The organism is Ruegeria sp. YKSF57 (assembly GCF_059612585.1).
Genome location: NZ_JBXWQW010000049.1, coordinates 1 through 22,996 on the forward strand (window position 1 = coordinate 1; position 22,996 = coordinate 22,996).

The window sequence follows — 22,996 nt, forward strand, 5'->3', positions numbered from 1 at the left end:
GATGGCCGGTCTGGACGGCATCAAGAACAAGATCGATCCGGGCGAAGCCATGGACAAGAACCTGTACGACCTGCCGGCGGAAGAGCTGGAAGGTATCCCGACCGTTTGCGGCAGCCTGCGCGAAGCGCTGGATTGCCTGGCGGCGGATCACGACTTCCTGCTGCAGGGCGACGTGTTCACCAAGAGCCAGATCGACGGCTATATTGCCCTGAAGATGGAAGAGGTTCACACATACGAACATACACCGCATCCGGTGGAATTCGGCATGTATTACAGCTGCTGACCGGCAGTCTGCTTATGACCGAAAGGGCGTCCGTGAGGGCGCCCTTTTTCGTTGACCTTTACGGCTCCGCCGATACGCTTGGTCACGGATTTCAGCTATGGAACAGTTTCATGACCTTTCTTCGCCCGCTTCAGCGCATTTTCGGAGAATTCTCCTGTGCAAAGCCGAATTGTACGAATTGTACCGGTTTTGGAGGCACGAATGAGCATTTTGTACCATTCGGAATGCGGCGCGTCGTTGTGGTCGCATTGCTCGGCTTGTTCCTGTTTCCCGCCACAGTGCCTGCGGCAACCTGCGGCAATACCAGCGCCGGGTTTGAAAACTGGAAGAAGGATTTTGCCGGAGAAGCGAAACGTGCGGGTGTGCGCAAGAAAGGGCTGAGCGCCCTGGCCCAGACCCGGTACGCCAACAGCACCATCGCAGCAGATCGGAACCAGAAGAGTTTCAAATACTCTCTCGACAAATTCATGCAGGTGCGCGGCGCGGATGTGATCGTGGCGCAAGGGCGCAAGAGAAAGGCGGCGAACCCGGAGTTCTATGCGGTGCTGGAACGGCAATACGGTGTGCCTGCGGGCATATTGATTGCCATTCACGGCATGGAAACCGGGTTTGGTCGCTTCATGGGCGACAGTCCTGTTGTTTCCGCTATCACAACACTGGCCTATGATTGCCGACGCTCCGACTTTTTCGTTCCGCATGCCATCGGCGCGCTGAAACTGGTGGATCAGGGATCGATTTCAGTGGCGACAAAAGGCGCAAAACATGGCGAGCTTGGACACACGCAATTCCTGCCCGGCAACGCGCTGGCCTATGGCGTCGACGCAACCGGGGACGGACAGGTCGATTTCTACAACATGACCGATGCGCTGGCCTCGACCGCGAATTTCCTGCGCCAGAAGGGGTGGAAACCCGGTCGCGGATACCAGCCGGGAGAGCCGAATTTCACGGTGATCGAGCAATGGAACAGCGCCACCGTCTACCAGAAGGCGATTGCCATAATGGCCGCGCGAATCGATGGATGACAAAATCGCGAGCGTTGCCCACGCCATATATTCGCCACATTGAATCTATGATTTCGACCCAAACCCCTAGGTCTTGTGGTTTCCAATCCGTGATCAATCCATAAATTCCGTTTCGAAAGTTCACTTTCGGTCTAACTTTCCCCCACATCGTGCAGTAGTCTTGATTCTGACGATACACGTATAGGGGGATTCCACCTGTGACGCAGAACGGCAAATACCACGGCGGCCTGGTTTTCGAAGGCAGCGTCGAGGGCGCGCTGGATCAGTTCAGCCGCATCGTTACCTCCACGTTGGAAGACTATGGCCATCATGTCGAGCGCCGTTCGGTGATGGGGGTCTATGATGCGCGTATCGTTTCGGGTCAGTATCTGATCCGCTTGCATCTGGAAGCCGATATCCCGGTTCAGGAACCCCGGCACCGGCGTATTGACCGGATTGCGGGGTTGAAGACCGCTCTGGCACGTGTGGCCCCCGCGCCCCGAAACAGGTTGGTCATCTCGATGTCGCCGGTTTCTGACCTGTTGGACGACCGCGAACTTTCGGAGATGATGCTGGTTGTGATCCTGTACCGTCTGGTCGAGGTTCAGCAATCGACATTGATCGAGTGGCTGTCACCGAATGCAAGTCTGACGGTCGAACAGTTCATGACGGCATTCTCAAGCCTTGCACCGCAGCACAAGCGAAGCCGCAAGCAATTGTTCAGCGCGGTCTGTGGCCCGTTCCCGACTGGCCTGGCCGACAACGACAATGCCGAAATTGTCTCGATAAGGGGCGGCTGGACCGGCTCGCATCAAGAGACCGGTAACAAGCATAAAGACAAATCCAAGCTATTCGACGACCAAGTACTGGCCCTGACCTTTCGAGCAGACCCGGATCACCTGGCAAAGGACGACAAATGCCCGCAAGAGGCCCTTTCCAACGATCTGCAAAGGTTGACCAGTTGGTGCATGACCGGAGTTGTTGCGTTTTTGGCAACTCCGGTCGCGGTTTCCCTGGCCGCGGTCAATCTGATCCGGGGCGAGGATTTTCGTCTGAACACGCAGGTTCTGTCCTATACCGCCGCGATCGTGTTGCTGGAAAGCAGTGGCGCATATATGGAGCTGGCCTCGGCTCTGGGACTGTAGTCGTCAGTCCCGGTGCGGCAGCGACCGCGCCGCCAGGACATATGTATGGATCGAAAACACCACGGCCCGGCTTTGTGGCAGTCGCAGCAGGCACTGCCTCTCGCTCCGCAGGTACGGGGCCTGTGAGCGGTTGCGCGCGGGCCGCGGAGCGTGGGCGCGGCGCGGCTGATAGAGTTCGGCATCGTCATACCAAAGGGCATTGAACCGCCAGAGCGGCCTGTCGGGCTGAATGCCGTCGAACAGGCGCTGCACCCGCTTGGCGATGCTGGCGTCATAAGATGCCACGGGATCGTGGATCGCGATCAGCGGGCGCATGAACTTTTCCGAAAGCGTCCAGCTGGCCGGAAAGCACAGGATTGCGCCGGTCAGGATATGCTCTCCCCCCTGCTTGTGCAGGATGCAGAAATCTTCCTGCACCAGCCTGCACAGGGTGCCCAGCGGGTCAGTGCGATCAATGGGAATGCGGGCGCCATCCGGGCGTTGGGCGGTATCGCCCGTGTCGGGATAGACCTGGGCCAGCACCAGATCGAGCAATTCCCGCGCGGCCGGAACGGCGCTGTCATCAAGCGCCAGAACCTCGTCCCGGCGGTTTGCCAACAGCGTCTCGCGCCGGGCCATCTGGGCGGCAAAGGCATCGTCCTGATGCAGCCAGTCCGCGATTTGCAGCGGCCGGATGCCCGGCAAGGGCGGCTGGGCCATCGGGTCGTAGGGAATCGTTTTCTGCAAGATATCTGCCATGTCCTGGGCCTAGCACCGCATTTGTCGCCTGTCGGTCGAAAAACGACGAAATATCCGTCGCAAACCTTGGCGACCCTGCGTCAGATGCTGGACAGGCTGGGTCAGAACCCAGGGAGGCAAGCCTTGAACACGCATTACCGAGACACCCGCAAGATCGATCCGTCACGGGGCACAACGCTGGCGGACGGCACGCCCAACGACAATGACCGGATCGAAATCGGGCCGACGCAACTGGCCTTTCGCGAGTGGGAAGCAGCGGGGCTGGTGCTGCCGAACCTGGAACGGATGCGGGAGTATCGCTGGAAACGGCTGACGAAAGCCATCGTTGATCGCGGGTATGGCGGCCTTTTGATGTTCGACCCTCTCAACATCCGGTACGCGACGGATTCGACCAACATGCAGTTGTGGAACACGCACAACCCGTTCCGGGCGGTGCTGCTGTGTGCTGACGGGTATATGGTGATCTGGGACTACAAGAACTCGCCTTTCCTGTCCAAGTTCAACCCGCTGGTGCGCGAGCAGCGCTCGGGCGCGGATCTGTTCTATTTCGACCGGGGCGACAAGGTGGATGTGGCGGCGGATGTGTTCTCGAACGAGGTGCGCGTGCTGATCGAGGAGCATTCCGGCGGCAACAAGCGGCTGGCGGTGGACAAGATCATGCTGCACGGGCTGCGCGCGCTGGAGGCGCAGGGGTTCGAGATCGTCGAGGGCGAGGAGGTCACCGAAAAGACCCGCGCCGTGAAGGGACCGGACGAGATTCTGGCGATGCGTTGTGCACACCATGCCTGTGAAACGGCCGTCGGGGCGATGGAGGAGTTTGCCCGCGCCAATGTGGGCGATGGCAGGACCAGCGAGGATGACATCTGGGCGGTGCTGCACGCCGAGAACATCCGGCGTGGCGGAGAGTGGATCGAGACCCGCCTGCTGGCCTCGGGGCAGCGCACCAATCCGTGGTTCCAGGAATGCGGGCCGCGCATCACACAAAAGAACGAGGTCATCGCCTTTGACACCGATCTGATCGGGTCCTACGGCATCTGCATCGACATCAGCCGCACGTGGTGGATCGGCGACCAGAAACCGACGAATGCAATGGTCTATGCGATGCGGCACGCGCATGAGCATATCATGACCAACATGGAGATGCTCAGGCCCGGCGTGACCATTCCGGAACTGACCGCCAACGCGCACCGGCTGGATGACAAGTTCCAGGCGCAGAAATATGGCTGTCTGATGCATGGGGTGGGATTGTGCGACGAGTGGCCATTGGTGTCCTACCCCGACAAGGCGGTCGAGGGGGCCTATGATTACGCGCTGGAGCCGGGCATGGTGTTGTGTGTCGAGGCCTGCGTCGGCGAAGTGGGTGGCGAATTCTCGATCAAGCTGGAGGATCAGGTGCTGATCACCGAGGACGGGTACGAGAACCTGACCACCTATCCCTTCGACAAGGCGCTTATGGGGGAATAGGCTGTCGGTATGACCGACGACACGCCCGGAGACGCCCCCTGTTTTGCGCATCATCTGGTCAACGGCTTTCCCGTTGACCCCGAGACGTGGCGCGACGTGGCGCGGTTTCGCCGTGCGGAACGGGCGCGCCTGCTGGGGTTGCGCGACGCCATGCGCCCCGAGGAGCGGAACCGGCAGGCAAATGTCATCGCCGACAGTCTTGACCGGCTGATCGAACCGGGCCCCGGCAAGGTGATCGCGGTCTATTGGCCGATCCGGGCCGAGTTGGACCTGCGCGGGTGGATGCGCCGCTGTCACGAGCGCGGCGCGACGACATGTTTGCCGGTGGTGATGCAAAAGGATGCGCCGCTGGTCTTTCGCGAGTGGACACCCGGCTGCGCGATGGAGCGCGGTTTCTGGCGGATACCGGTTCCGGAAGAAGGCGCTTTTTGCGATCCGGATGTGGTGATATCTCCGGTTCTGGGCATCGACGCGAATGGCTACCGGCTGGGCAATGGCGGCGGATATTATGACCGCACACTGGCAGCGATGCCGCGCAAACCGCGCGCCATTGGCGTCGGTCAGGGGTTCGCGCGGATCGCGACCATCTATCCGATGCCCTGGGATGTTGCGATGAATGCGGTGGTTCTTGGGAACGGCGATCTGTGGCAATTTCCCCGGTGAGACCGCACGGGGCCTCACCTTGACGTGACACCGGCGACACATGGCTTGTAAGCGCGCGCCACCCTTCCCAAACTCCTGTCGACTTCAGGAGACTTAACATGCCCACAGAACGCATCACCTTTGCCGGCCATGATGGCGGCCAGCTTGCAGCCCGGTTCGACTTGCCCGATGGCCCCATTCTGGCAACCGCGATTTTCGCCCATTGCTTCACCTGTTCCAAGGATATCCCCGCCGCACGGCGTATCGCGGCGCGGCTGGCGGCGATGGGGATTGCGGTGTTGCGGTTCGATTTCACCGGGCTGGGTCATTCCGAAGGCGAATTCGCCAACACCACCTTTACCTCGAATGTCGAGGATCTGGTCGCGGCGGGACAGTACCTGAGCGGGCGCGACATGGCGCCATCGGTTCTGATCGGTCATTCGCTGGGTGGGGCTGCGGTGCTGCGCGCCCGTGCCGGACTGCCATCGGTCAAGGCGGTGGTCACATTGGGCGCCCCTGCCGATCCGGGCCATGTCTCGCATCATTTCGAAGGTGAAATCCCGAGAATTCAGCAGGAAGGCGCCGCCGAAGTTCTTCTGGGCGGCAGGCCCTTCCGGATCGGGCGCGATTTTGTCGAGGATATTTCCAGCATCTCGCTGACCGAGGCGATCGGCGGGTTGAAGGCGGCGCTGCTGGTGCTGCATGCACCGCTTGACGACACTGTCAGCATCGACAATGCCGCGCAGATCTTTCAGGCGGCAAAACATCCCAAAAGCTTTGTCACGCTCGACGGCGCGGATCACCTGATCTCGCGCGCGGAGGATGCAGAATATGCCGCCGACGTCATATCGGCCTGGGTATCGCGCTATCTGGACCTGACCCCCCCAGCCCCGCCCCCGGGTGCGCCCGAGGGCATCGTGCGGGTGACCGAAGCCGACGTGAACGGGTTTTTGCAGGATGTGCAGTCGGGGCCGGATCATCACACGCTGGCGGATGAACCGGTCGCCTATGGCGGCACAGACAAGGGCATGTCGCCCTATGGATACCTGGCGGCGGGGCTTGGGGCGTGCACCTCGATGACGATCCGCATGTATGCCCGGCGCAAGCAATGGCCGCTGAAAGGGATCAGTGTCGATGTCTGCCACAACAAGGTGCATGTACAGGATGCCGGGCTGAAGACGGACAGCAAGATCGACCATTTCGACCGGCGAATCCGCCTGGACGGCCCGCTGGACACCGAACAGCGGCGGAAACTGCTGGAGATCGCCGACAAATGCCCGGTGCACCGGACATTGGAAGGATCGGCACATGTGACCACGGTTCTTGTGGAAGACCCGCTGGCCGTCTGAGGGCTTTTGGGGACCGCGGTCGGGTCTTTCGACCGCGGGTTACCACGCGCGCCCTGGCCGGGATGATCGACGAAAATTATATGCGGCCCCCTCATCCACCGGCGCGTGCCGAAAACGGTACTTGGTGAGCCTGTATCCAGACAGGCGCGACCAAAAAAGGCTTACGCAAGGCCGGTAACCCCTATACCATGACATTCACCCGACGGCGCGACAGCCCGTGCGGGTCGGGGCGCAATTTGCCAAATTCCATTGGCAAGCGCCCATTTTCCGAAAAACCCCCATAACACTGAGGCCAGGAATGATGATTTCAGCCGAATACTGCCGTCTTTTCGCACGCTACAACAGCTGGCAAAACACCTCGCTCGTGACTGCAACCGATGGATTGACCGAGTTCGAGCGCTGGCTGGATCGAGGAGCGTTCTTCAAATCCATAGCGGCAACACTGAACCACCTTTATTGGGCTGATGCACTCATGCTTGAGCGTATCAAAGGAAACGAACGACCGCAGGATACGGTCACACATTCACTGATCAGCCCTTCAGACTGGTGTGAGTTCAGGGACTTGCGCATGCGGCGAGATGCAGAAATCGAACAGTGGGCTGCCAGCACCAGCACCGCTGATCTCAATGGCTTTGTCAGATGGTACCCGCTTGACGGCTCGGCCAGGATTGAAACGCTGAAAGCTGCCAGCGTTGTTCAACTCTTCAATCACCAAACCCATCACCGGGGACAGATACATGCCATGCTCACAGCTGCAGGCGCCAAACCCGAACCGACCGACATTCCGGCGATGCCGTAGAAAACGCCCAGGATTGTTATCGGTCAGCGTTGACTGTCGTCCACATAAGAAAAGGCCCGGAGCGATGCGCTCCGGGCCTTTCGTCTTGTTGCCGTCAGGCTTAGCCGCGGGCGTTGCCCACCAGTTTCCACAGGCCGGGGATCAGCAGCGCGGCCAGCACCAGCTTGATCGCGTCGCCCACCAGGAACGGGGTCAGGCCCCATTCGAGGATCGGCTTGTCCCAGCCATAGAGCTGGCCCAGCCACAGCAGGCCGGGAACGTAGATCAGCACGTTGGCCAGCACCAGCGCCAGCGCCATCTTGCCGAACGAACGGTCCCAGCCGCGCGCGGCCAGTGCGCCCAGCGTCACGGTGGCCAGCAGGTAACCGACCAGATAGCCGCCGGTGCCGCCCATCATGTAGGTCAGGCCGAATTTCTCGGCCGAGGACCCGGCGAACACGTCAAAGCCCAGCGCGCCGACCAGCAGGTAACCCAGCATGGTCACCAGGCCCAGGCGCGCGCCATAGGCGGTGCCGATCGAGAGAACGGCAAACGTTCCCATGGTGATCGGAACCGGCCACATCGGCACCTTGATTTTTGCGGCAATCGCCAGGGCAACGATGCCCAGCGCCACCAGAACCACTTGCTTGACCCTGAGGGCCGTTCCTTCGCGCGGGCCGATTGCGTCGGCCAGAACACTCATGCTCATTCCATGGTCTCCCATATCAATCCGTCATTGGCACACAGCAATGCCCATTCAGGCCGCCTGCTGCAAGAAGTTTACGCTATCGGCGCGAGAATTCCGTCCTCATTTCATAGGATTTGCGCGGACCCGAGACCGTCCAGCGCACGCTCCAGCGCGGCCAGGCGGAGAAATCATAGGCCGCGTCATAGCTGTCGGGCGGGCAGTCGTGGTGGTCGGCCGGTTTTGCTTGACCTAGGGTTAAGCCATGGAAATAACGGCCATCTTCGAAATGAATCGCGATCTGCGGGCCTGCGGCTTGCCACAGATAGCGGCGGGTTCCGCGCATCGGCTGCTGGCCGGGGATGCGCAGCGTAACCTCTTCGTCATAGACGAGGCCCTCTTCGCTGCGACGCAGCGTCGCGACCCCGTCGGCACGCAGGATCTGGCCGGACAGGCGGTCGTCGATCACCCGCTCAAGGCGCCATTCGCCCTCGAAATCGGCAATTCTCTGCGGCGCGGTCATCGGCGTAACCGGCCTGGGGGTACAAAAATCAGGGCAAACCGTCTCATCCGGGGTCTCGTGTCTTGTTCCAGCGCGCGCGGGGGTCTAAGACCCGCGCCAACGCCCCATGCCAATCACAAAAAGGTGCCGCTGCCAATGATCCCCCGCTATTCCCGCCCCGAAATGGTCGCCATCTGGTCGCCTGAGACCAAGTTCCGCATCTGGTACGAGATCGAGGCCCATGCCTGTGACGCGCAGGCCGAGCTGGGGGTGATCCCAAAGGCCAATGCCGAGGCCGTGTGGAAGGCCAGGGACGTTGAATTCGACGTGGCCCGGATCGACGAGATCGAGGCGGTGACCAAGCATGACGTGATCGCGTTCCTGACCCATCTGGCCGAGCATATCGGGTCAGAGGATGCGCGCTTTGTGCATCAGGGCATGACCTCGTCGGACGTGCTGGACACCACGCTGAACATCCAGCTGGTGCGCGCCGCCGACATTCTGCTGGCGGATATGGACAAGGTGCTGGCGGCGCTGAAAAAGCGCGCCCACGAGCACAAGGACACCATTCGCATCGGCCGCAGCCACGGCATCCATGCCGAGCCGACGACGATGGGGCTGACCTTTGCCCGCTTTTATGCCGAGATGGACCGCAACAAGAACCGGTTGGAAAAAGCGCGGTGGGAAGTGGCCACTGGCGCGATATCCGGCGCGGTCGGTACCTTTGCCAATATCGACCCTGCGGTCGAGGAACATGTGTGCGAAAAGCTGGGCCTGCGCCCCGAGCCGATTTCCACCCAGGTCATTCCGCGCGACCGGCATGCGATGTTCTTTGCCACGCTGGGCGTGATCGCCAGCAGCATCGAGAACATCGCCGTCGAGATCCGCCACATGCAGCGGACCGAGGTGCTGGAAGCGGAAGAGTTCTTCTCGAAAGGTCAGAAGGGATCGTCGGCGATGCCGCACAAGCGCAACCCGGTCTTGACCGAGAACCTGACCGGCCTCGCCCGGCTGGTGCGCATGGCGGTGATCCCGGCGATGGAGAACGTGGCGCTGTGGCACGAGCGGGATATCTCGCATTCCTCGGTGGAGCGCGGCATCGGCCCCGACGCCACCGTGACGCTGGATTTCGCGCTGAACCGTCTGGCCGGCGTGATCGAGAATCTGGTCGTCTATCCCGACAACATGCTTGCCAACATGAACAAGTTCCGGGGGCTGGTGATGAGCCAGCGGGTGCTGCTGGCACTGACACAGGCGGGGGTGAGCCGCGAAGACGCCTATCGCCTGGTGCAGCGCAACGCCATGAAGGTCTGGGAACAGGGCAAGGATTTCAAGACCGAGCTGCTGGGTGATTCCGAGGTGACGGCAGCACTCAGTCCGGCGGAGATCGAAGAGAAATTCGATCTGGGCTATCACACCAAGCATGTGGACACGATTTTCGCGCGTGTTTTCGGCGCGTAACCGGTCACAGTTCAAGTACGCGGTGCAAGGCCCGGATCGCAGGTGTGATCCGGGCTTTGTTCTTTTGCCAGACGGGACAAAACCGGCTATGATGAAAGCGCAAGTCGAGACAGGAGAAACGCGATGACGTTCAAGACGCTAGCTTGCGCTGTTGTTTTCGGGCTGTCGGCCTCGGTCGCCCTGGCCTGCGAAATTCATCAGCAACAAACGCAGTCCTGCGTACCCGGCACCGTCTGGGACAGCGAAAGCCAGAGCTGCGTGAAAGAGGTCACGAGTTGAACTGTGCCTCACCGAAGTTTGAAAGAAAGCGGGTCGCTTGCGGCTCGCTTTTTTCAGCGTCACGCTATTTGATTTGAGAACGGATATTTGACCGGAGACCTTCGATGCGCCTGTTGATCGCGACTGCTATTGCCCTTTCTGGATTTGCCTTCACCCCCGATACGGCCCTTGCCGCCAGCGGCGGCAGCGGAAGCCCGCCCAAGACCACGAAAACCACCAAGAAATGCCTGTTCGGGCGGGTCTGGGATGTGGATACGCAGAAATGCGTCAAACCGAGCGCGACCAATTTCACCGATGACGAACTGTACGAAGCCGCGCGCGAGCTGGCCTATGACGGGCAGTTGGTTCATGCGCAGAACGTGTTGCGGGTGATGAGCGATCAGAACGACGACCGCGTCCTGACCTATTGGGGATTTACCTATCGCAAACAGGGCCAGACCGATCTAGCCAACGCCTATTATCAAAAGGCGATCGCCACCAATCCCGACAATCTTCTGGCCCGCAGCTATATGGGACAGGGATTTGTCGCCGAAGGCAAGACCGGCCTGGCCATCGAGCAATGGAAAGAGATCAAGGCGCGGGGTGGCGAGGGAAGCTGGCCCGAAACCTCGCTGCGCGATGCGATCCGGTCGGGGGTCACCTACAGCTATTGAGGTTCAGCCTTTCTTTACCGGTGTGCGGCTAGCCTGACTGCGGAAGTCAATTGTTGGATGGCGCAGGCGATGCAGGACGGCAGTGCATTGGTTCGAACAGGTGCGGGTGCGCCGCGGGCGCGTGCCCCGGAACCGGATGTGGTGGAAGAACGCAGGGTTCCGCGGGACCTGTCCAACCTTCAGAAGGCCGCCGTCGTGGTGCGGCTGTTGCTCAACGAAGGCGCGGATATCCCGCTGGAGGAGCTGCCCGAGGAACTGCAGGCCCGGCTGACGCAGCAGATGGGGTGCATGGGGCTGGTGGACCGGGTGACACTGGACGCCGTCGCGCATGAGTTTGCCGAGACGTTGGAGGGGATCGGCCTGTCCTTCCCGCACGGGCTGGCCGGGGCGCTGGACGCGATGACCGGCAAGATCGGCGCAAGTACGGCGGCGCGCCTGCGCAAGGAGGCCGGGGTGCGCCAGATCGGCGATCCGTGGCAACGTTTGCGCGCGCTGGAAGCAAAAGAACTGGCTGAAATGGCGCAGGCCGAGAGCACCGAAGTGGCGGCGGTGATGCTGTCCAAGCTTGACACGCCCAAGGCCGCCGCCCTGTTGGGATGCCTGCCGGGGCCGGTGGCGCGGCGCATCACCTATGCCATTTCGCAGACCGGCAATGTGACGCCCGAGGCGGTGGACCGGATCGGCTGGTCGCTGGCGGCGCAACTGGACCGCAAGCCGGTGCCCGCGTTCAAGGACCGGCCCGAGGCGCGGGTTGGCGCCATCCTCAACCAGTCGGCGGCCAGCACCCGCGACGGGCTGTTGCATGCGCTGGACGAGGAGGACGCGGAGTTCGCCAGCAATGTGCGCCGGGTGATCTTTACCTTTGCCCATATCCCGGAGCGGATTTCGACGCGCGATGTCGCGGCGGTGATCCGGGGGGTCGAACAGCCGGTTCTGGTCGCGGCGCTGGCCGGGGCCGAGACCGAGGGCGACCGGGCGGCGGCGGAGTTTCTGCTGGCCAACATGTCGAGCCGCATGGCGGACAACCTGCGCGAGGAGGTCGCCGAGCGTGGCAAGGTCAAACGGGCCGAGGCCGAACAGGCCATGGCCGAAGTTGTGGGATCAATCCGCACGCTGGTCGATGACGGGACAATCACGCTGATCGAGCCGGAGGCCGAAGAAGCGGCCTGACCCAGCGTCAGGAACGTTACGGCAATTGCGAAGCAAGTGGATGGACCGGCAACGCGTCCCGGCCTATCAAGCCCTATGACAACCGCCCTTCCCTTGCCCCACGATGGAGACCCGGCTTGAGCGCCGGGGCGGGTCGCGCCATCGTGATGATGGTGCTGGCGATCCTGTGCTTTTCGCTGATGGATGCTTCGGTCAAGGCGCTGGCGCCGAAGATCGGGGTGCTTTCGGCGCTTTGGGTGCGATATGCCGGGCAGATGCTGGTGGTGCTGGTGCTGGTTCTGCCGCGCCTGCGGCGGATCGTGCGGACACGGTACCCGAAGCTGCAATTGCTGCGCTCGCTGCTGCTGATGGGGGCGACGGGGTTTTTCTTTGTCGGGCTGAGTCGCATTCCCCTGACGGATGCGGCGGCACTGATGTCGATCAACCCGGTTCTGATCACACTGGGGGCGGCGTTGTTTCTGCGCGAACCACTCGGGCCGCGCCGGATCACCGGGATCGTGGTGGCCGTGCTGGGGGCTGCGATGGTAATCCGCCCCGGCTCGTCGGTGTTTCAACTGGCCGCGTTCTTTCCCATCGGGGCGGCCATCTGTTATTCGGCCTATGCCTTGCTGACCCGGCGCGTGGGTCCGGACGAGGACCCGTGGACATCGCTGTTTTATACCGGGCTGGTGGGCACGGTTCTGCTGAGCCTGATCGCCCCGGCGCAATGGCAGATGCCCGAGCCGTCGGGCTGGGGGCTGATCGTACTGGTCGCGGGGTTCGGCACAATGGGACAGATGTTCCTGATCCTGGCCTTCAGCCGGGGCGAGGCGGCGATGCTGGCGCCCTATGCCTATTCCGGTCTGGGCTTTGCCGCGTTGTGGAGCGTGCTGTTCTTTGCGGAATACCCCGATCCGTGGACCGTCCTTGGCACGCTTGTGATCGCGGGGGCGGGTCTGTATGTCTGGCATCGCGAGACGCAACAGCGGTGAGACCCCTATATGCCCATCGAAAAATCGGAACTCGGCCGAGTTGAGCTTGGCAAATACTATGCCACCAACGTGTTTCTGAAGGGCGTGATCGGCGCCATGCACCTGTTGCCTTACGAGCGCCGCCTTGCGGCGATGGGCGCGATGGTGCGCCGTTTGTCGCCACTGGTGGGGTTCCGCAAGCGGGTGGAGAAGAACCTGAAACTCACCTGCCCCGACCTGCCGTCTGACGAGGTCGACCGGATCTGCCGCCAGGTGCCCGACAATGCCGGGCGCGCGATCATGGAACATTTCTCGCCCGAGGATTTCACCGACCGCCAGAGAAACGCCAAGGTGTCCGGCGCGGGCGTTGCGGCCTTTGATCAGGCGGTGGCCGAGGGGCGGCCGCTGATGATGATCACCGCGCATTTCGGTCACTATCTGGCCGCGCGCATCGCGTTGCAGACCCGCAGCGGCAAACCGATCGGATGCCTCTATCGCCGCATGGCCAACCCCTATTTCAACGAGATGTATGTGGACGCGTTCCACCGCACCGGCGAGCCGATGTTCGAACAGGGTCGCAGGGGCATGATGGAAATGGTGCGGTCACTGAAACAGGGCGGCATCATCGCGATTGTCTCGGACCTGCACGCGCATGGCGGCGAGGAACTGACCTTTTTTGGCAAACCTGCAGTCACCTCGATCCTGAATGCGGAACTGGCGATCAAATACGGTGCGGTTATGATCCCATGTTATGCCGTCCGGCAACCCAACGGGGTCGATTTCGAAATCGTTCTGCACGACCCGGTGCCGCATTCCGATGCCAAGACCATGACGCAGTACATCAATGACGACCTCGAAGCGATGGTGCGTCAGCATATGGGCCAGTGGTTCTGGATCCACCGCCGCTGGAAAGCGTGGAACGGTCTGGGCGTTCAGCCCGAGGACATGCCCTGATCACTCGACCCTGGCGGCGGCGACGATTGGCCCCTGATCGGCGTGCTGCACGATCACGACGGCAGGGAGATGAGGATCGAGCGAGGTGGTGAAGTTCGCCTCTGCTGATCCGCTCCATTGGCCCGCAACCTGCCAGCTTTCCACTACGTTGGCATAGTTCAGGTCATGCCCGGCCAGCTCTCCGCGTTTGATCGAGGCATGGCGCAGCGGGGAATACTGAACGACCTGGATCGAGTAGGTACCACGTTCCGTCAGGCTGAGCGGCGCAACGTCGATTGAAAGATCGTCACCATTGCGGACCGCGGAAACGCTGACAACATCCGGCCGGGCGCTGTGAAGGCGGATCAGCCGCTCAAGTTCGCGCCCTTTGGCACCGACCACATCGTGCTGACCGTTGATCACCATTTGCGGCGTATAGATCATCGATCGGCCGCCCTCGCGCGCATAGGCGCGTTGGCGCTGGGCATGACTGGGATCGGCATACTCGTCTTTCCAGCCGATGTAGTCCCAGTAATCGACATGCAGGGCCAGGCCGATCACGTCGTCGCGCTGCGCCAGTTCGTGCATGATCCGGTCTGCCGGGGGACACGAGGAACAGCCCTGCGAGGTGAAAAGCTCGACCACGACAGGATTTCCTTCGGCCGATGCCGGCGTGATCGTGGACAGGCAGAACAATGCGGCGGCGAACGATTTGAACATGGGTGGCCCTGGTTGAATTGGGATGGTTATCATGGTGTAGAACGCCTGCCGTTCAACCGCTAATCAAGGTTTCTTGAGTTGGATGTCAGTGGATCGGTCAAAAATGTGTGCAATGGTATACAAAAATTGCCGCACCCCCCGTCTTGGACCTTGAACGCAGGCCGTTCGTGATGCAGATAGCCAACAGCGAGTCCCATTTCCACGCATTTTGACAGGGAGGCCACGGATGCCCATCAAAGTTGGACAGGATACCGCCAAGACACGCAAGACGCTGAGCGTGAATGGCAAGTCCGTTTCTTATTATTCGATCCCCGCCGCGCAAGAGGCCGGCCTGGGCGATTTCTCAAAGCTTCCCGCCGCGCTGAAAGTGGTTCTGGAGAACATGCTGCGATTCGAGGACGGCGGATTCTCGGTGTCGGTTGACGACATCAAGGCCTTTGCCGAATGGGGCGCCAAGGGCGGCAGGAACCCGCGCGAGATTGCCTATCGCCCTGCCCGCGTGCTGATGCAGGATTTCACCGGCGTTCCCGCCGTGGTGGACCTGGCCGCGATGCGCGACGGCATCAAGGGCCTGGGTGGTGACGCGCAGAAGATCAACCCGCTGAACCCGGTCGATCTGGTCATCGACCACTCGGTCATGATCGATGAGTTCGGCAATCCGCGCGCGTTCCAGATGAACGTGGACCGCGAGTACGAGCGCAACATGGAGCGGTATCAGTTCCTGAAATGGGGCCAGAACGCGTTCAACAATTTCCGCGTCGTGCCGCCGGGAACCGGCATCTGCCACCAGGTGAACCTGGAATATCTGGCGCAGACTGTCTGGACAGACACCGACCAGAACGGCGACGAAGTCGCGTACCCCGATACGCTGGTCGGCACCGACAGCCATACCACCATGGTCAACGGCATGGCCGTTCTGGGCTGGGGCGTTGGCGGGATCGAAGCCGAGGCCGCGATGCTGGGCCAGCCGATTTCGATGCTGATTCCGGAAGTGATCGGGTTCGAACTGACCGGCCGGATGGTCGAGGGCACAACCGGCACCGACCTGGTTCTGAAGGTCGTCGAGATGCTGCGCGCCAAGGGCGTCGTGGGCAAGTTCGTCGAATTCTATGGCGAGGGCCTGGACCGTCTGCCGTTGGCGGACCGGGCAACCATCGCCAACATGGCGCCAGAATACGGCGCCACCTGCGGCTTTTTCCCGATCGACGGAGAGACCCTGCGCTATCTGCGCAATACCGGCCGCGACGAGGACCGGATCCAGCTGGTCGAAGCCTATGCCAAGGAAAACGGGTTCTGGCGTGATGCCGATTACGCCCCGGTCTATACCGACACGCTGAGCCTGGACATGGGCACCATCGTGCCCGCCATTTCCGGCCCCAAGCGCCCGCAGGACTATGTGGCGCTGACGGATGCCAAGACCGCGTTCACCCGCGAGATGGCCGAGACCTTCAAGCGCCCGATGGGCAAGGAGGTTGCGGTCAAGGGCGAAGATTACACGATGGAATCAGGCAAGGTGGTGATCGCCTCGATCACGTCCTGCACCAACACCTCGAACCCCTACGTGATGATCGGCGCCGGTCTGGTGGCGCGCAAGGCCGCCGCACTGGGGCTGAACCGCAAGCCCTGGGTCAAGACCTCGCTGGCGCCGGGAAGCCAGGTCGTCAGCGCCTATCTGGAGGCCGCCGGCCTGCAGGAGGATCTGGACAAGATCGGCTTCAACCTTGTGGGTTATGGCTGCACCACCTGTATCGGCAACTCGGGTCCGATCCAGAAGGAAATCAGCGAAGCGATTGCCGAGGGCGATCTGGTGGCCACCAGCGTTCTGTCAGGCAACCGCAACTTCGAAGGCCGTATCTCGCCCGACGTGCGCGCCAACTATCTGGCCTCGCCGCCGCTGGTGGTGGTCTATGCGCTGGCCGGCACGCTGGATATCGACCTGACATCCGAGCCGATCGGCACCGACAAGGACGGCAACGATGTCTATATGAAGGACATCTGGCCGACCCAGAAGGAAATCGCCGACCTGGTCGAAAGCACTGTGACCCGCGAGGCATTCCAGTCGAAATATGCCGACGTCTTCAAGGGTGACGAGAAGTGGCAGGGTGTCGAGACCACCGATGCCGAGACCTATGACTGGCCCGCGACCTCGACCTATATCCAGAACCCGCCCTATTTCCAGGGCATGGGAACGGAGCCGGGCACCATCACCAATATCGAGGGCGCCAAGGTACTGGCGATCCTGGGCGACATGGTCACCACCGACCACATATCGCCCGCCGGGTCCTTTGCCACCACCACGCCCGCAGGCAAGTATCTGACCGAGCGTCAGGTGGCGCCGCGCGAATTCAACTCGTATGGTTCGCGCCGCGGCAACCACGAGATCATGATGCGTGGCACCTTTGCCAATATCCGCATCAAGAACGAGATGCTGGACGGGGTCGAGGGTGGCTATACCAAGGGGCCGGATGGCGCACAGACCTCGATCTATGACGCGTCGATGGCGTATCAGGACGCGGGCACGCCGCTGGTGGTCTTTGGCGGCGAGCAGTATGGCGCGGGGTCTTCGCGCGACTGGGCGGCCAAGGGCACCGCGCTGCTGGGCGTCAAGGCGGTGATCGCCGAGAGCTTTGAGCGTATTCACCGTTCGAACCTGGTCGGCATGGGCGTCATCCCGTTCGAGTTCACCGGCGGAGACACCCGCAAGACGCTGGGCCTGAAGGGCGACGAGACGGTTTCGATTTCGGGGCTGGACACCATTCAGCCGCTGCAGGAGGTGCCTTGCACCATCACCTATGGCGACGGGTCGGAGAAGACCATCACCCTGAAATGCCGGATCGATACCGCGCCGGAGATCGAGTACATCGAAAACGGCGGCGTGCTGCACTATGTGCTGCGCAATCTGGCCAAAGCCAGCTGAGACAGAACGTTTCAGTAGCATTTGAAGGGCGCCTGCGGGCGCCCTTTTCTTTTTGCGAGGCTCTGCCTCGCGCTCCGGGGTATTGGGAACCAGAAAGAAGCGGCTTTCCTCCTGCGCCTTTATCGCTAGGCTGGCGGGATGAAAAAAGTTGCATTGGTGACAGGCGGCGCGCGGGGGATCGGGCGGGCGATTGTCGACGATCTGGCGCGGGACCATTCGGTTGCGTTCACATGGCGGTCGACGGAACCGGCGGGAGCCGGGGATGGCAAACTGGCGATCCGAGCGGATCTGACCCGACCGGATCGGGCCGAAGAGGTTATTTCGCAGGTAATCGGACAGTTCGGCAGGCTGGACGTGATCGTCAATAATGCAGGATTGATCGCGTCCACCCCCAAGGACGCATTTGACGCCGAGGCGCACCGGGCCATTCTGGATCTCAACCTGCTGGCGCCCGCCGCGCTGTTGGCTGCTGCCCTGCCGCATCTGGACGCCGGGGCGGCAATTGTCAGCATCTCGTCGGTCAACGCGGTGCTGCCGCCGCGCGATGCGGCGACATACGGGGCCAGCAAGGCGGCGCTGAACCTGTGGACGCGGGCGATGGCCAAGGAGCTTGGTCCGCGGGGCATCCGGGTGAACGCGGTGGCGCCGGGCGCGATCAACACCCCCGAAGCGCCGCGCGCCGACGACCTGACCGATGCGTTTGTCAGGGACACGGCGCTGGGCCGGATCGGGACACCCGAGGACGTGGCCCGCGCGGTTCGGTTTCTGGCCTCGGACGCGGCGGGGTTTATCACGGGCGAGATCCTGACGGTGTCCGGGGGCTACCGGATCTAGGTTCTGGACCTTCGCGCGATAATTGTGCAGGCTTTTCAGATTGCTGAACCGGAGGGGAGACCGGGATGCCCAAGCCCAACGCCTTGCTGACATGCTCTTTGTGCGTGATCGCGGTGGTCGGGGTCTGGGGCATTGTCGACATCGAGGGTCTGGTGACCTGGGCCAGCGGGATCGTTCAGCAGAGTTTTCACAGCCGGGGCTGGTTCGTGATGCTGGCCGCGTCGGGTATGCTGATCGGCTGCCTGGGGCTGGCCTTTTCCGGATATGGCGACATACGGCTGGGCAAGGATGACGAAACGCCGGAATTCTCGACCGCCTCGTGGATTGCGATGCTGTTTTCGGCGGGCATGGGCGTGGGGCTGCTGTTCTGGGCGGTGGCAGAGCCGCTGACCCATTACCGCTTTATCTCGGGCATGGCGCCGGATTTCCTTGCAGCGCAGCAGGCCATGCTGGCCACCAATTTTCATTGGGGGCTGCACGCCTGGGCCATCTATGGCTCGACCGCGCTGACGATTGCCTATTTCAGTTTTCGGCGTGGTACCGGCATGATGGTCAGCGCGCCCATCAGATCCCTGTTTCCCGGTGAGCGTTGGGCCGAGCTGGTTGGATGGCTGTCGGATTTCATGGCCATTATCGCGATCGCCATCGGGGTTGGCGGGTCGATGGCGATGGGTGTTTTTCAGGTGGCGGACGGTCTTGCGGTGATGGCCGGAAAGGATGCGACCGGGCCGGTTCTGATCGGCGGGGTATTTGCGGCCATGGTCGCCGCTTATGTCCCTGCCCTGATGATCGATCTTGGTCAGGGCATGGCGCGGCTGTCGAACGCGGCGATGGCGATCGCCATCGCGCTGGTGGCCTATACCATCATTCTTGGCCCGACCGAATACCTGCTGAACACGGTGGTTCAGGGGTTTGGCGACTATGTGACCAATGTCATCCCCCGAGGCTTTCAGACCTATACGTTTTTCGGCGACGAGGTAGCCAAGTGGTTCAGCGACTGGACGCTGACCTATATGGTCTGGTGGATCGCGTGGGGACCGTTCGTGGGCGTTTTCGTCGCCCGCATCTCGCGTGGGCGCACGATTCGTGAGTTCGTGATCGGGGTGCTGTTCGCCCCCACCCTGTTTTCGATCCTGTGGTTTGGCGCGTTCGGGGGCATCGGCCTTTTTGAGGCGCTTAACGGTGCGGGAGAGTTGCTGGCCCTCACCCAGACGAATATCGAGCGTGTGACCTTTGCCCTGCTCGACCGTCTGCCCCTGTCCGCTGTGACCACGCTGGCGACGGTGCTGGCCGCGTTCCTGTTCATCGTGACAAGCGTTGTCAGTGCGGCCTTTGTGCTGGGGACATTCTCGACCGGGGGCGATCCCAATCCGGCGCCGCGCGTGCGTCTGATCTGGGGCGCTCTGCTGGGGTTGCTGAGCGTCGCGATGATCCTGTCGGGGTCGGTGGACTCGGTCAAGATCCTGATATCGCTGGGTGCCTTGCCCTTTGTCTTTATCTCGGTCCTGCTGATGGTGTGCCTGTTCCGTGGCCTGCGCGAGGAGGGAGCACGCGATGCTGGTCGGTGACCTGACGGATACCGTGATGAACCTGGTGACCTTTGCCTTTATCGCAGCGATGGTCTGGATCCTGCTCAGGCCCTGAGCCCGTCTATTCCGACGTGGCGGCCTCCATCGCGGGGCGCAGGCGGTTGGTCAGTTCGCGTTGCGTCAACGGCCCGGCGACACGCAGGATGATGTGGCCCTCGCCATCGACAAGGAAGGTTTCCGGAACGCCGTAGATTCCCCAGTTGATGTTCATCGCCTGCTCGGACGCGCCGCCGGCGGTATAGGGATCGCCCAGCTCGTCCATGAAGGCCAGTGCGTTGTCGGGATCGTCCTTGTAGTTGGCGCCCAGAACGGTGATGCCTTCCTGTTTCAGCGCCTCGAGGTTTGGGTGTTCGGCGCGGCAGGGCGCGCACCAGCTGGCCCAGAAATTGACCAGCTTGATCTTGCCGTCGCGCAGGGTCTCGTCCGACCACAGCGCCTTGTCGCCCAGTTGCACCAGTTCGACCGCCGGAGCCTGCTTGCCGGCCAGTGCGGTGGGCAATTCGTCCTTGTTGTCGCTGCGGAACATCTGCATCACCGCGAGGGCGACGAACGCGCCGAAGATCAGCGGCGGCGCCAGCATCAGGGGCGAAACCTTAGCCATTCCGGGTCATCCTTTGTTCGACCTTTTCCATCTCGGCCCGCACCTTGCGGCCACGCACGAGGCTGAAAATCACCAGTGCTACCAGCAAAAGCACCGAGGCGGCATAGGCCGACAGGACCGTGTCGGCATATTTTCCAAGATCGGGGATCATGCGTTGACCCTTTCACGCGCCAGAAGCGCCTTGATGCGCCGGGCCCGGATCTCGGTTCCGGTGCGGTAGAAGACCAGCGCGATGAACAACAGGACAAAGCCGATGATGCACATCAGCAGCGGGTAGAAGAAGATGTTGCTCACCTTTTCTTCGGTGTCGGTTCCGGTGATCGCCCCGGCCCGCATGACCGATGCGCCCTGATGCAGGCCCTGGTTCCAGAAATTCACTGCGTAGCGGCTGAGCAGCGCAAAGACCGAGCCGACCAGACACAGCACCGAAGTCAGATCAGCGGCGGTGTCGGGGTCCTCGATCGCCTCCCACAGGGCGACGTAGCCCAGATAGAACAGGAACAGGATCAGGAACGAGGTCAGGCGCGGGTCCCAGGCCCACCATGTGCCCCACATGGGCTGACCCCAGATCGCGCCGGTAGCCAGCGCAATCAGCGTCATGACGATGCCGATGGGGGCCGCCGCACGGGCGGCAAGCGCGCTGACATGGTGGCGTCGAACCAGCCACACCAGCGAAGTTGCCAGCATCATCAGCCAGCAATTGATCGCCATCAGCGCCGCGGGCACGTGCAGATAGATGATCTTGACGGTCGAGCCCTGCTTGTAGTCGTCGGGCGTGAAGAAGAAGCCCCAAACGAGGCCCACCACCAGAAACAGCGCGGAGGTGACCCAGAAGAATGGCAGCACGCGCTCGGTCGTGGCCAGAAACTTCTTGGGGTTGGCGTATTCCCAGAGGGCGTTGGCTTTGGTTGCTAGTGACATGGGGCTTATCTAGTCCGAGTCGGGTCCATTCTCAATTGACAAAGGTCAACGCAGGTTCACGCGCAGCACCGCAGCGCTGGCAAAGGGCAGAAGGGCAATGGTGGCGGCAGTGATCCCGGCGAGCATTAGCAGCGGTGTCGTGGTCTCCATCCCCGTGGCGCCGCGCCGGGCGACCTCGGCCCCGAAGATGAGGGTTGGTACGTAAAGCGGCAGGACCAGCAGCGACAACAGCAGGCCGCCGCGTTTCAGCCCCACCGTCAGGGCCGCTCCGAAAGTGCCGATGACGCTGAGCGCCGGGGTGCCGATGGCGAGCGAGACCACCAGCCAGAAGAACCCGGGCACAGGCAAGTTGAGCAAAACGCCCAGCACGGGTGCGGCCAGAACCAGCGGCAGGCCGGTTGTGATCCAGTGGGCCAGAGCCTTGATCGTCACCACCGATTCCAGAGGCAGCGGCGCGGTGGCGAGCAGATCGAGCGAGCCGTCCTCCCAATCCAGCGCCAGCAGGCGGTCCAGCGACAGAAGGCAGGCCAGCAGCGCGCCCAGCCACAACACGCCGGGCGCGATGGTCGACAGGAGCGAGGATTGCGGGCCAACGGAAAACGGCACCAGCACCGTGACGATCAGGAAGAACGCCAGGCCGAGGCCAAAGCCTCCGCCCGCGCGCAGCGCCAGCGTCAGGTCGCGCTTGAGCAGGGCGATCACAGGAAACCTCCGTCGAAGTCGTCGATGGGTTTCGGTTTGGCCTTGTAAGGCCCCACGTCGAGCACGTCGCCGTCAAGCCCAAGGTCGATATGGGTGGCGATCAGGGCCGAACCGCCCTGCCCCAGATGCGCCCGCACCGCGTCGGCGAACATCGCCACCGCATTGCGATCGAGCGACACAGTTGGTTCGTCCAACATCCAGATCGGGCGTCCGGTGACCAGCAGCCGCGACAGGCCGAGCCGCCGTTTCTGCCCCGCCGAAAGATTGCCTGCATGCCGGTCGGCCAGATCGTTCAGGTCAAAGGCGTCGAGCGCGGTTTGAATATCCGCAGCGCCAAAGACCGAGGCCCAGAACCGCAGGTTCTCGGCCACGCTCAGCGTCGGTTTCAGCCCGTCGGAATGCGCGGCATAGGCGATGCGATCCTCGGCCCCCGAGATGGTGCCCGCGCGCGCAGGTTGCAGCCCCGCCAGCGTGCGCAGCAGCGTCGTCTTGCCGATGCCGTTGGGGCCGCGCAGGATCAGCGCCTTGCCGGGATCGAGCCTGAAGCTCAACCCTTCGAGAACGGTCACGCCGCCACGGGTGATGGCCAGATCGGAAACGGAAAGTGTCATGGGGTCCGCTTATCCCATTGGACGCGACGGCAAAAGGCCGCTTTTGCCGCAGGGACCGGAGCGAGGGA

General features: G+C 62.1%; 24 protein-coding genes and 1 pseudogene. 16 read left to right on the forward strand and 9 right to left on the reverse strand.

Going from position 1 to position 22,996, the window contains the following annotated elements; all coding sequences use genetic code 11:
* From glnA to AC2FLX_RS17880, 3 genes and pseudogenes are all read left to right on the forward strand, one after another.
* Window positions 1-283, forward strand: a pseudogene (gene glnA / locus AC2FLX_RS17870) (glutamine synthetase); the annotation flags it as partial.
* A 224-nt stretch (window positions 284-507) separates the two neighbouring features.
* Window positions 508-1,305 (forward strand): lytic murein transglycosylase, encoded by a 798-nt coding sequence (locus AC2FLX_RS17875; protein ID WP_480749789.1) that lies wholly within the window; start codon window positions 508-510, stop codon window positions 1,303-1,305.
* A gap of 197 nt (window positions 1,306-1,502) precedes the next feature.
* The gene (locus AC2FLX_RS17880; protein WP_496807115.1) at window positions 1,503-2,429 is read left to right on the forward strand and encodes a hypothetical protein; all 927 of its coding nucleotides are present in this window, start codon (window positions 1,503-1,505) and stop codon (window positions 2,427-2,429) included.
* A 3-nt stretch (window positions 2,430-2,432) separates the two neighbouring features.
* Here the strand turns inward: AC2FLX_RS17880 and AC2FLX_RS17885 are convergent, their stop codons facing one another.
* Window positions 2,433-3,167, reverse strand: coding sequence for a heme-dependent oxidative N-demethylase family protein (locus AC2FLX_RS17885; RefSeq protein ID WP_496744032.1), 735 nt, complete (start codon window positions 3,165-3,167; stop codon window positions 2,433-2,435).
* Window positions 3,168-3,290: 123 nt separating this feature from the next.
* Between AC2FLX_RS17885 and dddP the strand changes: the two genes are divergently transcribed.
* The 4 genes from dddP (at window position 3,291) to AC2FLX_RS17905 (ending at window position 7,421) form a co-directional block, all read left to right on the forward strand.
* Window positions 3,291-4,631: a dimethylsulfonioproprionate lyase DddP gene (gene dddP, locus AC2FLX_RS17890; protein ID WP_496809855.1), complete on the forward strand. Its 1,341-nt coding sequence runs from the start codon at window positions 3,291-3,293 to the stop codon at window positions 4,629-4,631.
* Window positions 4,632-4,640: 9 nt separating this feature from the next.
* Window positions 4,641-5,294, forward strand: a complete 654-nt coding sequence (locus tag AC2FLX_RS17895) for a 5-formyltetrahydrofolate cyclo-ligase (RefSeq protein WP_496809854.1) — start codon at window positions 4,641-4,643, stop codon at window positions 5,292-5,294.
* A gap of 98 nt (window positions 5,295-5,392) precedes the next feature.
* A complete protein-coding gene (locus tag AC2FLX_RS17900; protein WP_496809853.1) occupies window positions 5,393-6,622 on the forward strand; it encodes a bifunctional alpha/beta hydrolase/OsmC family protein in 1,230 nt (409 codons plus the stop codon).
* A gap of 298 nt (window positions 6,623-6,920) precedes the next feature.
* Window positions 6,921-7,421 carry a DinB family protein gene (locus tag AC2FLX_RS17905; RefSeq protein WP_496809852.1) on the forward strand — a complete coding sequence of 167 codons (501 nt, stop codon included), beginning with the start codon at window positions 6,921-6,923 and terminating at the stop codon, window positions 7,419-7,421.
* 100 nt (window positions 7,422-7,521) lie between these two features.
* On the opposite strand, the gene AC2FLX_RS17910 is transcribed toward AC2FLX_RS17905, so the two are convergent.
* Complete coding sequence (locus AC2FLX_RS17910) at window positions 7,522-8,109, reverse strand: biotin transporter BioY (RefSeq protein ID WP_480749782.1); 588 nt, start codon at window positions 8,107-8,109, stop codon at window positions 7,522-7,524.
* 76 nt (window positions 8,110-8,185) lie between these two features.
* Window positions 8,186-8,608, reverse strand: coding sequence for a DUF6314 family protein (locus AC2FLX_RS17915; RefSeq protein WP_496748064.1), 423 nt, complete (start codon window positions 8,606-8,608; stop codon window positions 8,186-8,188).
* A gap of 135 nt (window positions 8,609-8,743) precedes the next feature.
* Between AC2FLX_RS17915 and purB the strand changes: the two genes are divergently transcribed.
* The 6 genes from purB to AC2FLX_RS17945 all read left to right on the forward strand — a co-directional run bounded on the left by purB (window position 8,744) and on the right by AC2FLX_RS17945 (window position 14,054).
* Window positions 8,744-10,048, forward strand: coding sequence for an adenylosuccinate lyase (gene purB / locus AC2FLX_RS17920; RefSeq protein ID WP_496748066.1), 1,305 nt, complete (start codon window positions 8,744-8,746; stop codon window positions 10,046-10,048).
* 123 nt (window positions 10,049-10,171) lie between these two features.
* A complete protein-coding gene (locus AC2FLX_RS17925) occupies window positions 10,172-10,327 on the forward strand; it encodes a hypothetical protein (protein WP_480749779.1) in 156 nt (51 codons plus the stop codon).
* Between the two features lie 104 nt (window positions 10,328-10,431).
* Window positions 10,432-10,980, forward strand: coding sequence for a tetratricopeptide repeat protein (locus tag AC2FLX_RS17930; protein WP_496809851.1), 549 nt, complete (start codon window positions 10,432-10,434; stop codon window positions 10,978-10,980).
* 57 nt (window positions 10,981-11,037) lie between these two features.
* Window positions 11,038-12,150 carry a flagellar motor switch protein FliG gene (locus tag AC2FLX_RS17935; RefSeq protein WP_496809850.1) on the forward strand — a complete coding sequence of 371 codons (1,113 nt, stop codon included), beginning with the start codon at window positions 11,038-11,040 and terminating at the stop codon, window positions 12,148-12,150.
* A gap of 116 nt (window positions 12,151-12,266) precedes the next feature.
* Entirely contained in the window at window positions 12,267-13,121 is an 855-nt protein-coding gene (locus AC2FLX_RS17940) for a DMT family transporter (protein WP_496809849.1), read from the forward strand.
* Window positions 13,122-13,130: 9 nt separating this feature from the next.
* On the forward strand, window positions 13,131-14,054 hold the full coding sequence (locus AC2FLX_RS17945; RefSeq protein ID WP_480749774.1) for a lysophospholipid acyltransferase family protein: 924 nt from the start codon (window positions 13,131-13,133) through the stop codon (window positions 14,052-14,054).
* On the opposite strand, the gene AC2FLX_RS17950 is transcribed toward AC2FLX_RS17945, so the two are convergent.
* Complete coding sequence (locus AC2FLX_RS17950; RefSeq protein WP_480749773.1) at window positions 14,055-14,753, reverse strand: DUF1223 domain-containing protein; 699 nt, start codon at window positions 14,751-14,753, stop codon at window positions 14,055-14,057.
* Window positions 14,754-14,979: 226 nt separating this feature from the next.
* On the opposite strand from AC2FLX_RS17950, the gene acnA reads away from it, so the two are divergent.
* The 3 genes from acnA (at window position 14,980) to AC2FLX_RS17965 (ending at window position 20,072) form a co-directional block, all read left to right on the forward strand.
* Complete coding sequence (gene acnA / locus AC2FLX_RS17955; RefSeq protein WP_496809848.1) at window positions 14,980-17,670, forward strand: aconitate hydratase AcnA; 2,691 nt, start codon at window positions 14,980-14,982, stop codon at window positions 17,668-17,670.
* Between the two features lie 138 nt (window positions 17,671-17,808).
* Complete coding sequence (locus AC2FLX_RS17960; protein ID WP_496748079.1) at window positions 17,809-18,504, forward strand: SDR family NAD(P)-dependent oxidoreductase; 696 nt, start codon at window positions 17,809-17,811, stop codon at window positions 18,502-18,504.
* 65 nt (window positions 18,505-18,569) lie between these two features.
* Entirely contained in the window at window positions 18,570-20,072 is a 1,503-nt protein-coding gene (locus AC2FLX_RS17965) for a BCCT family transporter (RefSeq protein ID WP_496809847.1), read from the forward strand.
* An 82-nt stretch (window positions 20,073-20,154) separates the two neighbouring features.
* Here AC2FLX_RS17965 and AC2FLX_RS17970 read toward each other — a convergent pair whose 3' ends face one another.
* The 5 genes from AC2FLX_RS17970 to ccmA are packed head-to-tail and all read right to left on the reverse strand — an operon-like array spanning window position 20,155 to window position 22,928.
* Entirely contained in the window at window positions 20,155-20,694 is a 540-nt protein-coding gene (locus AC2FLX_RS17970) for a DsbE family thiol:disulfide interchange protein (protein WP_480749769.1), read from the reverse strand.
* On the reverse strand, window positions 20,687-20,845 hold the full coding sequence (gene ccmD, locus AC2FLX_RS17975) for a heme exporter protein CcmD (RefSeq protein ID WP_480749768.1): 159 nt from the start codon (window positions 20,843-20,845) through the stop codon (window positions 20,687-20,689). The genes AC2FLX_RS17970 and ccmD overlap by 8 nt, the downstream gene beginning before the upstream one ends.
* The gene (locus AC2FLX_RS17980) at window positions 20,842-21,615 is read right to left on the reverse strand and encodes a heme ABC transporter permease (protein ID WP_480749767.1); all 774 of its coding nucleotides are present in this window, start codon (window positions 21,613-21,615) and stop codon (window positions 20,842-20,844) included. Before AC2FLX_RS17980 ends, ccmD begins: the two co-directional genes overlap by 4 nt.
* 45 nt (window positions 21,616-21,660) lie before the next feature.
* The gene (ccmB, locus tag AC2FLX_RS17985; RefSeq protein ID WP_496748086.1) at window positions 21,661-22,317 is read right to left on the reverse strand and encodes a heme exporter protein CcmB; all 657 of its coding nucleotides are present in this window, start codon (window positions 22,315-22,317) and stop codon (window positions 21,661-21,663) included.
* A complete protein-coding gene (gene ccmA / locus AC2FLX_RS17990; RefSeq protein ID WP_496809846.1) occupies window positions 22,314-22,928 on the reverse strand; it encodes a heme ABC exporter ATP-binding protein CcmA in 615 nt (204 codons plus the stop codon). Before ccmA ends, ccmB begins: the two co-directional genes overlap by 4 nt.
* Window positions 22,929-22,996 lie beyond the last annotated feature (68 nt).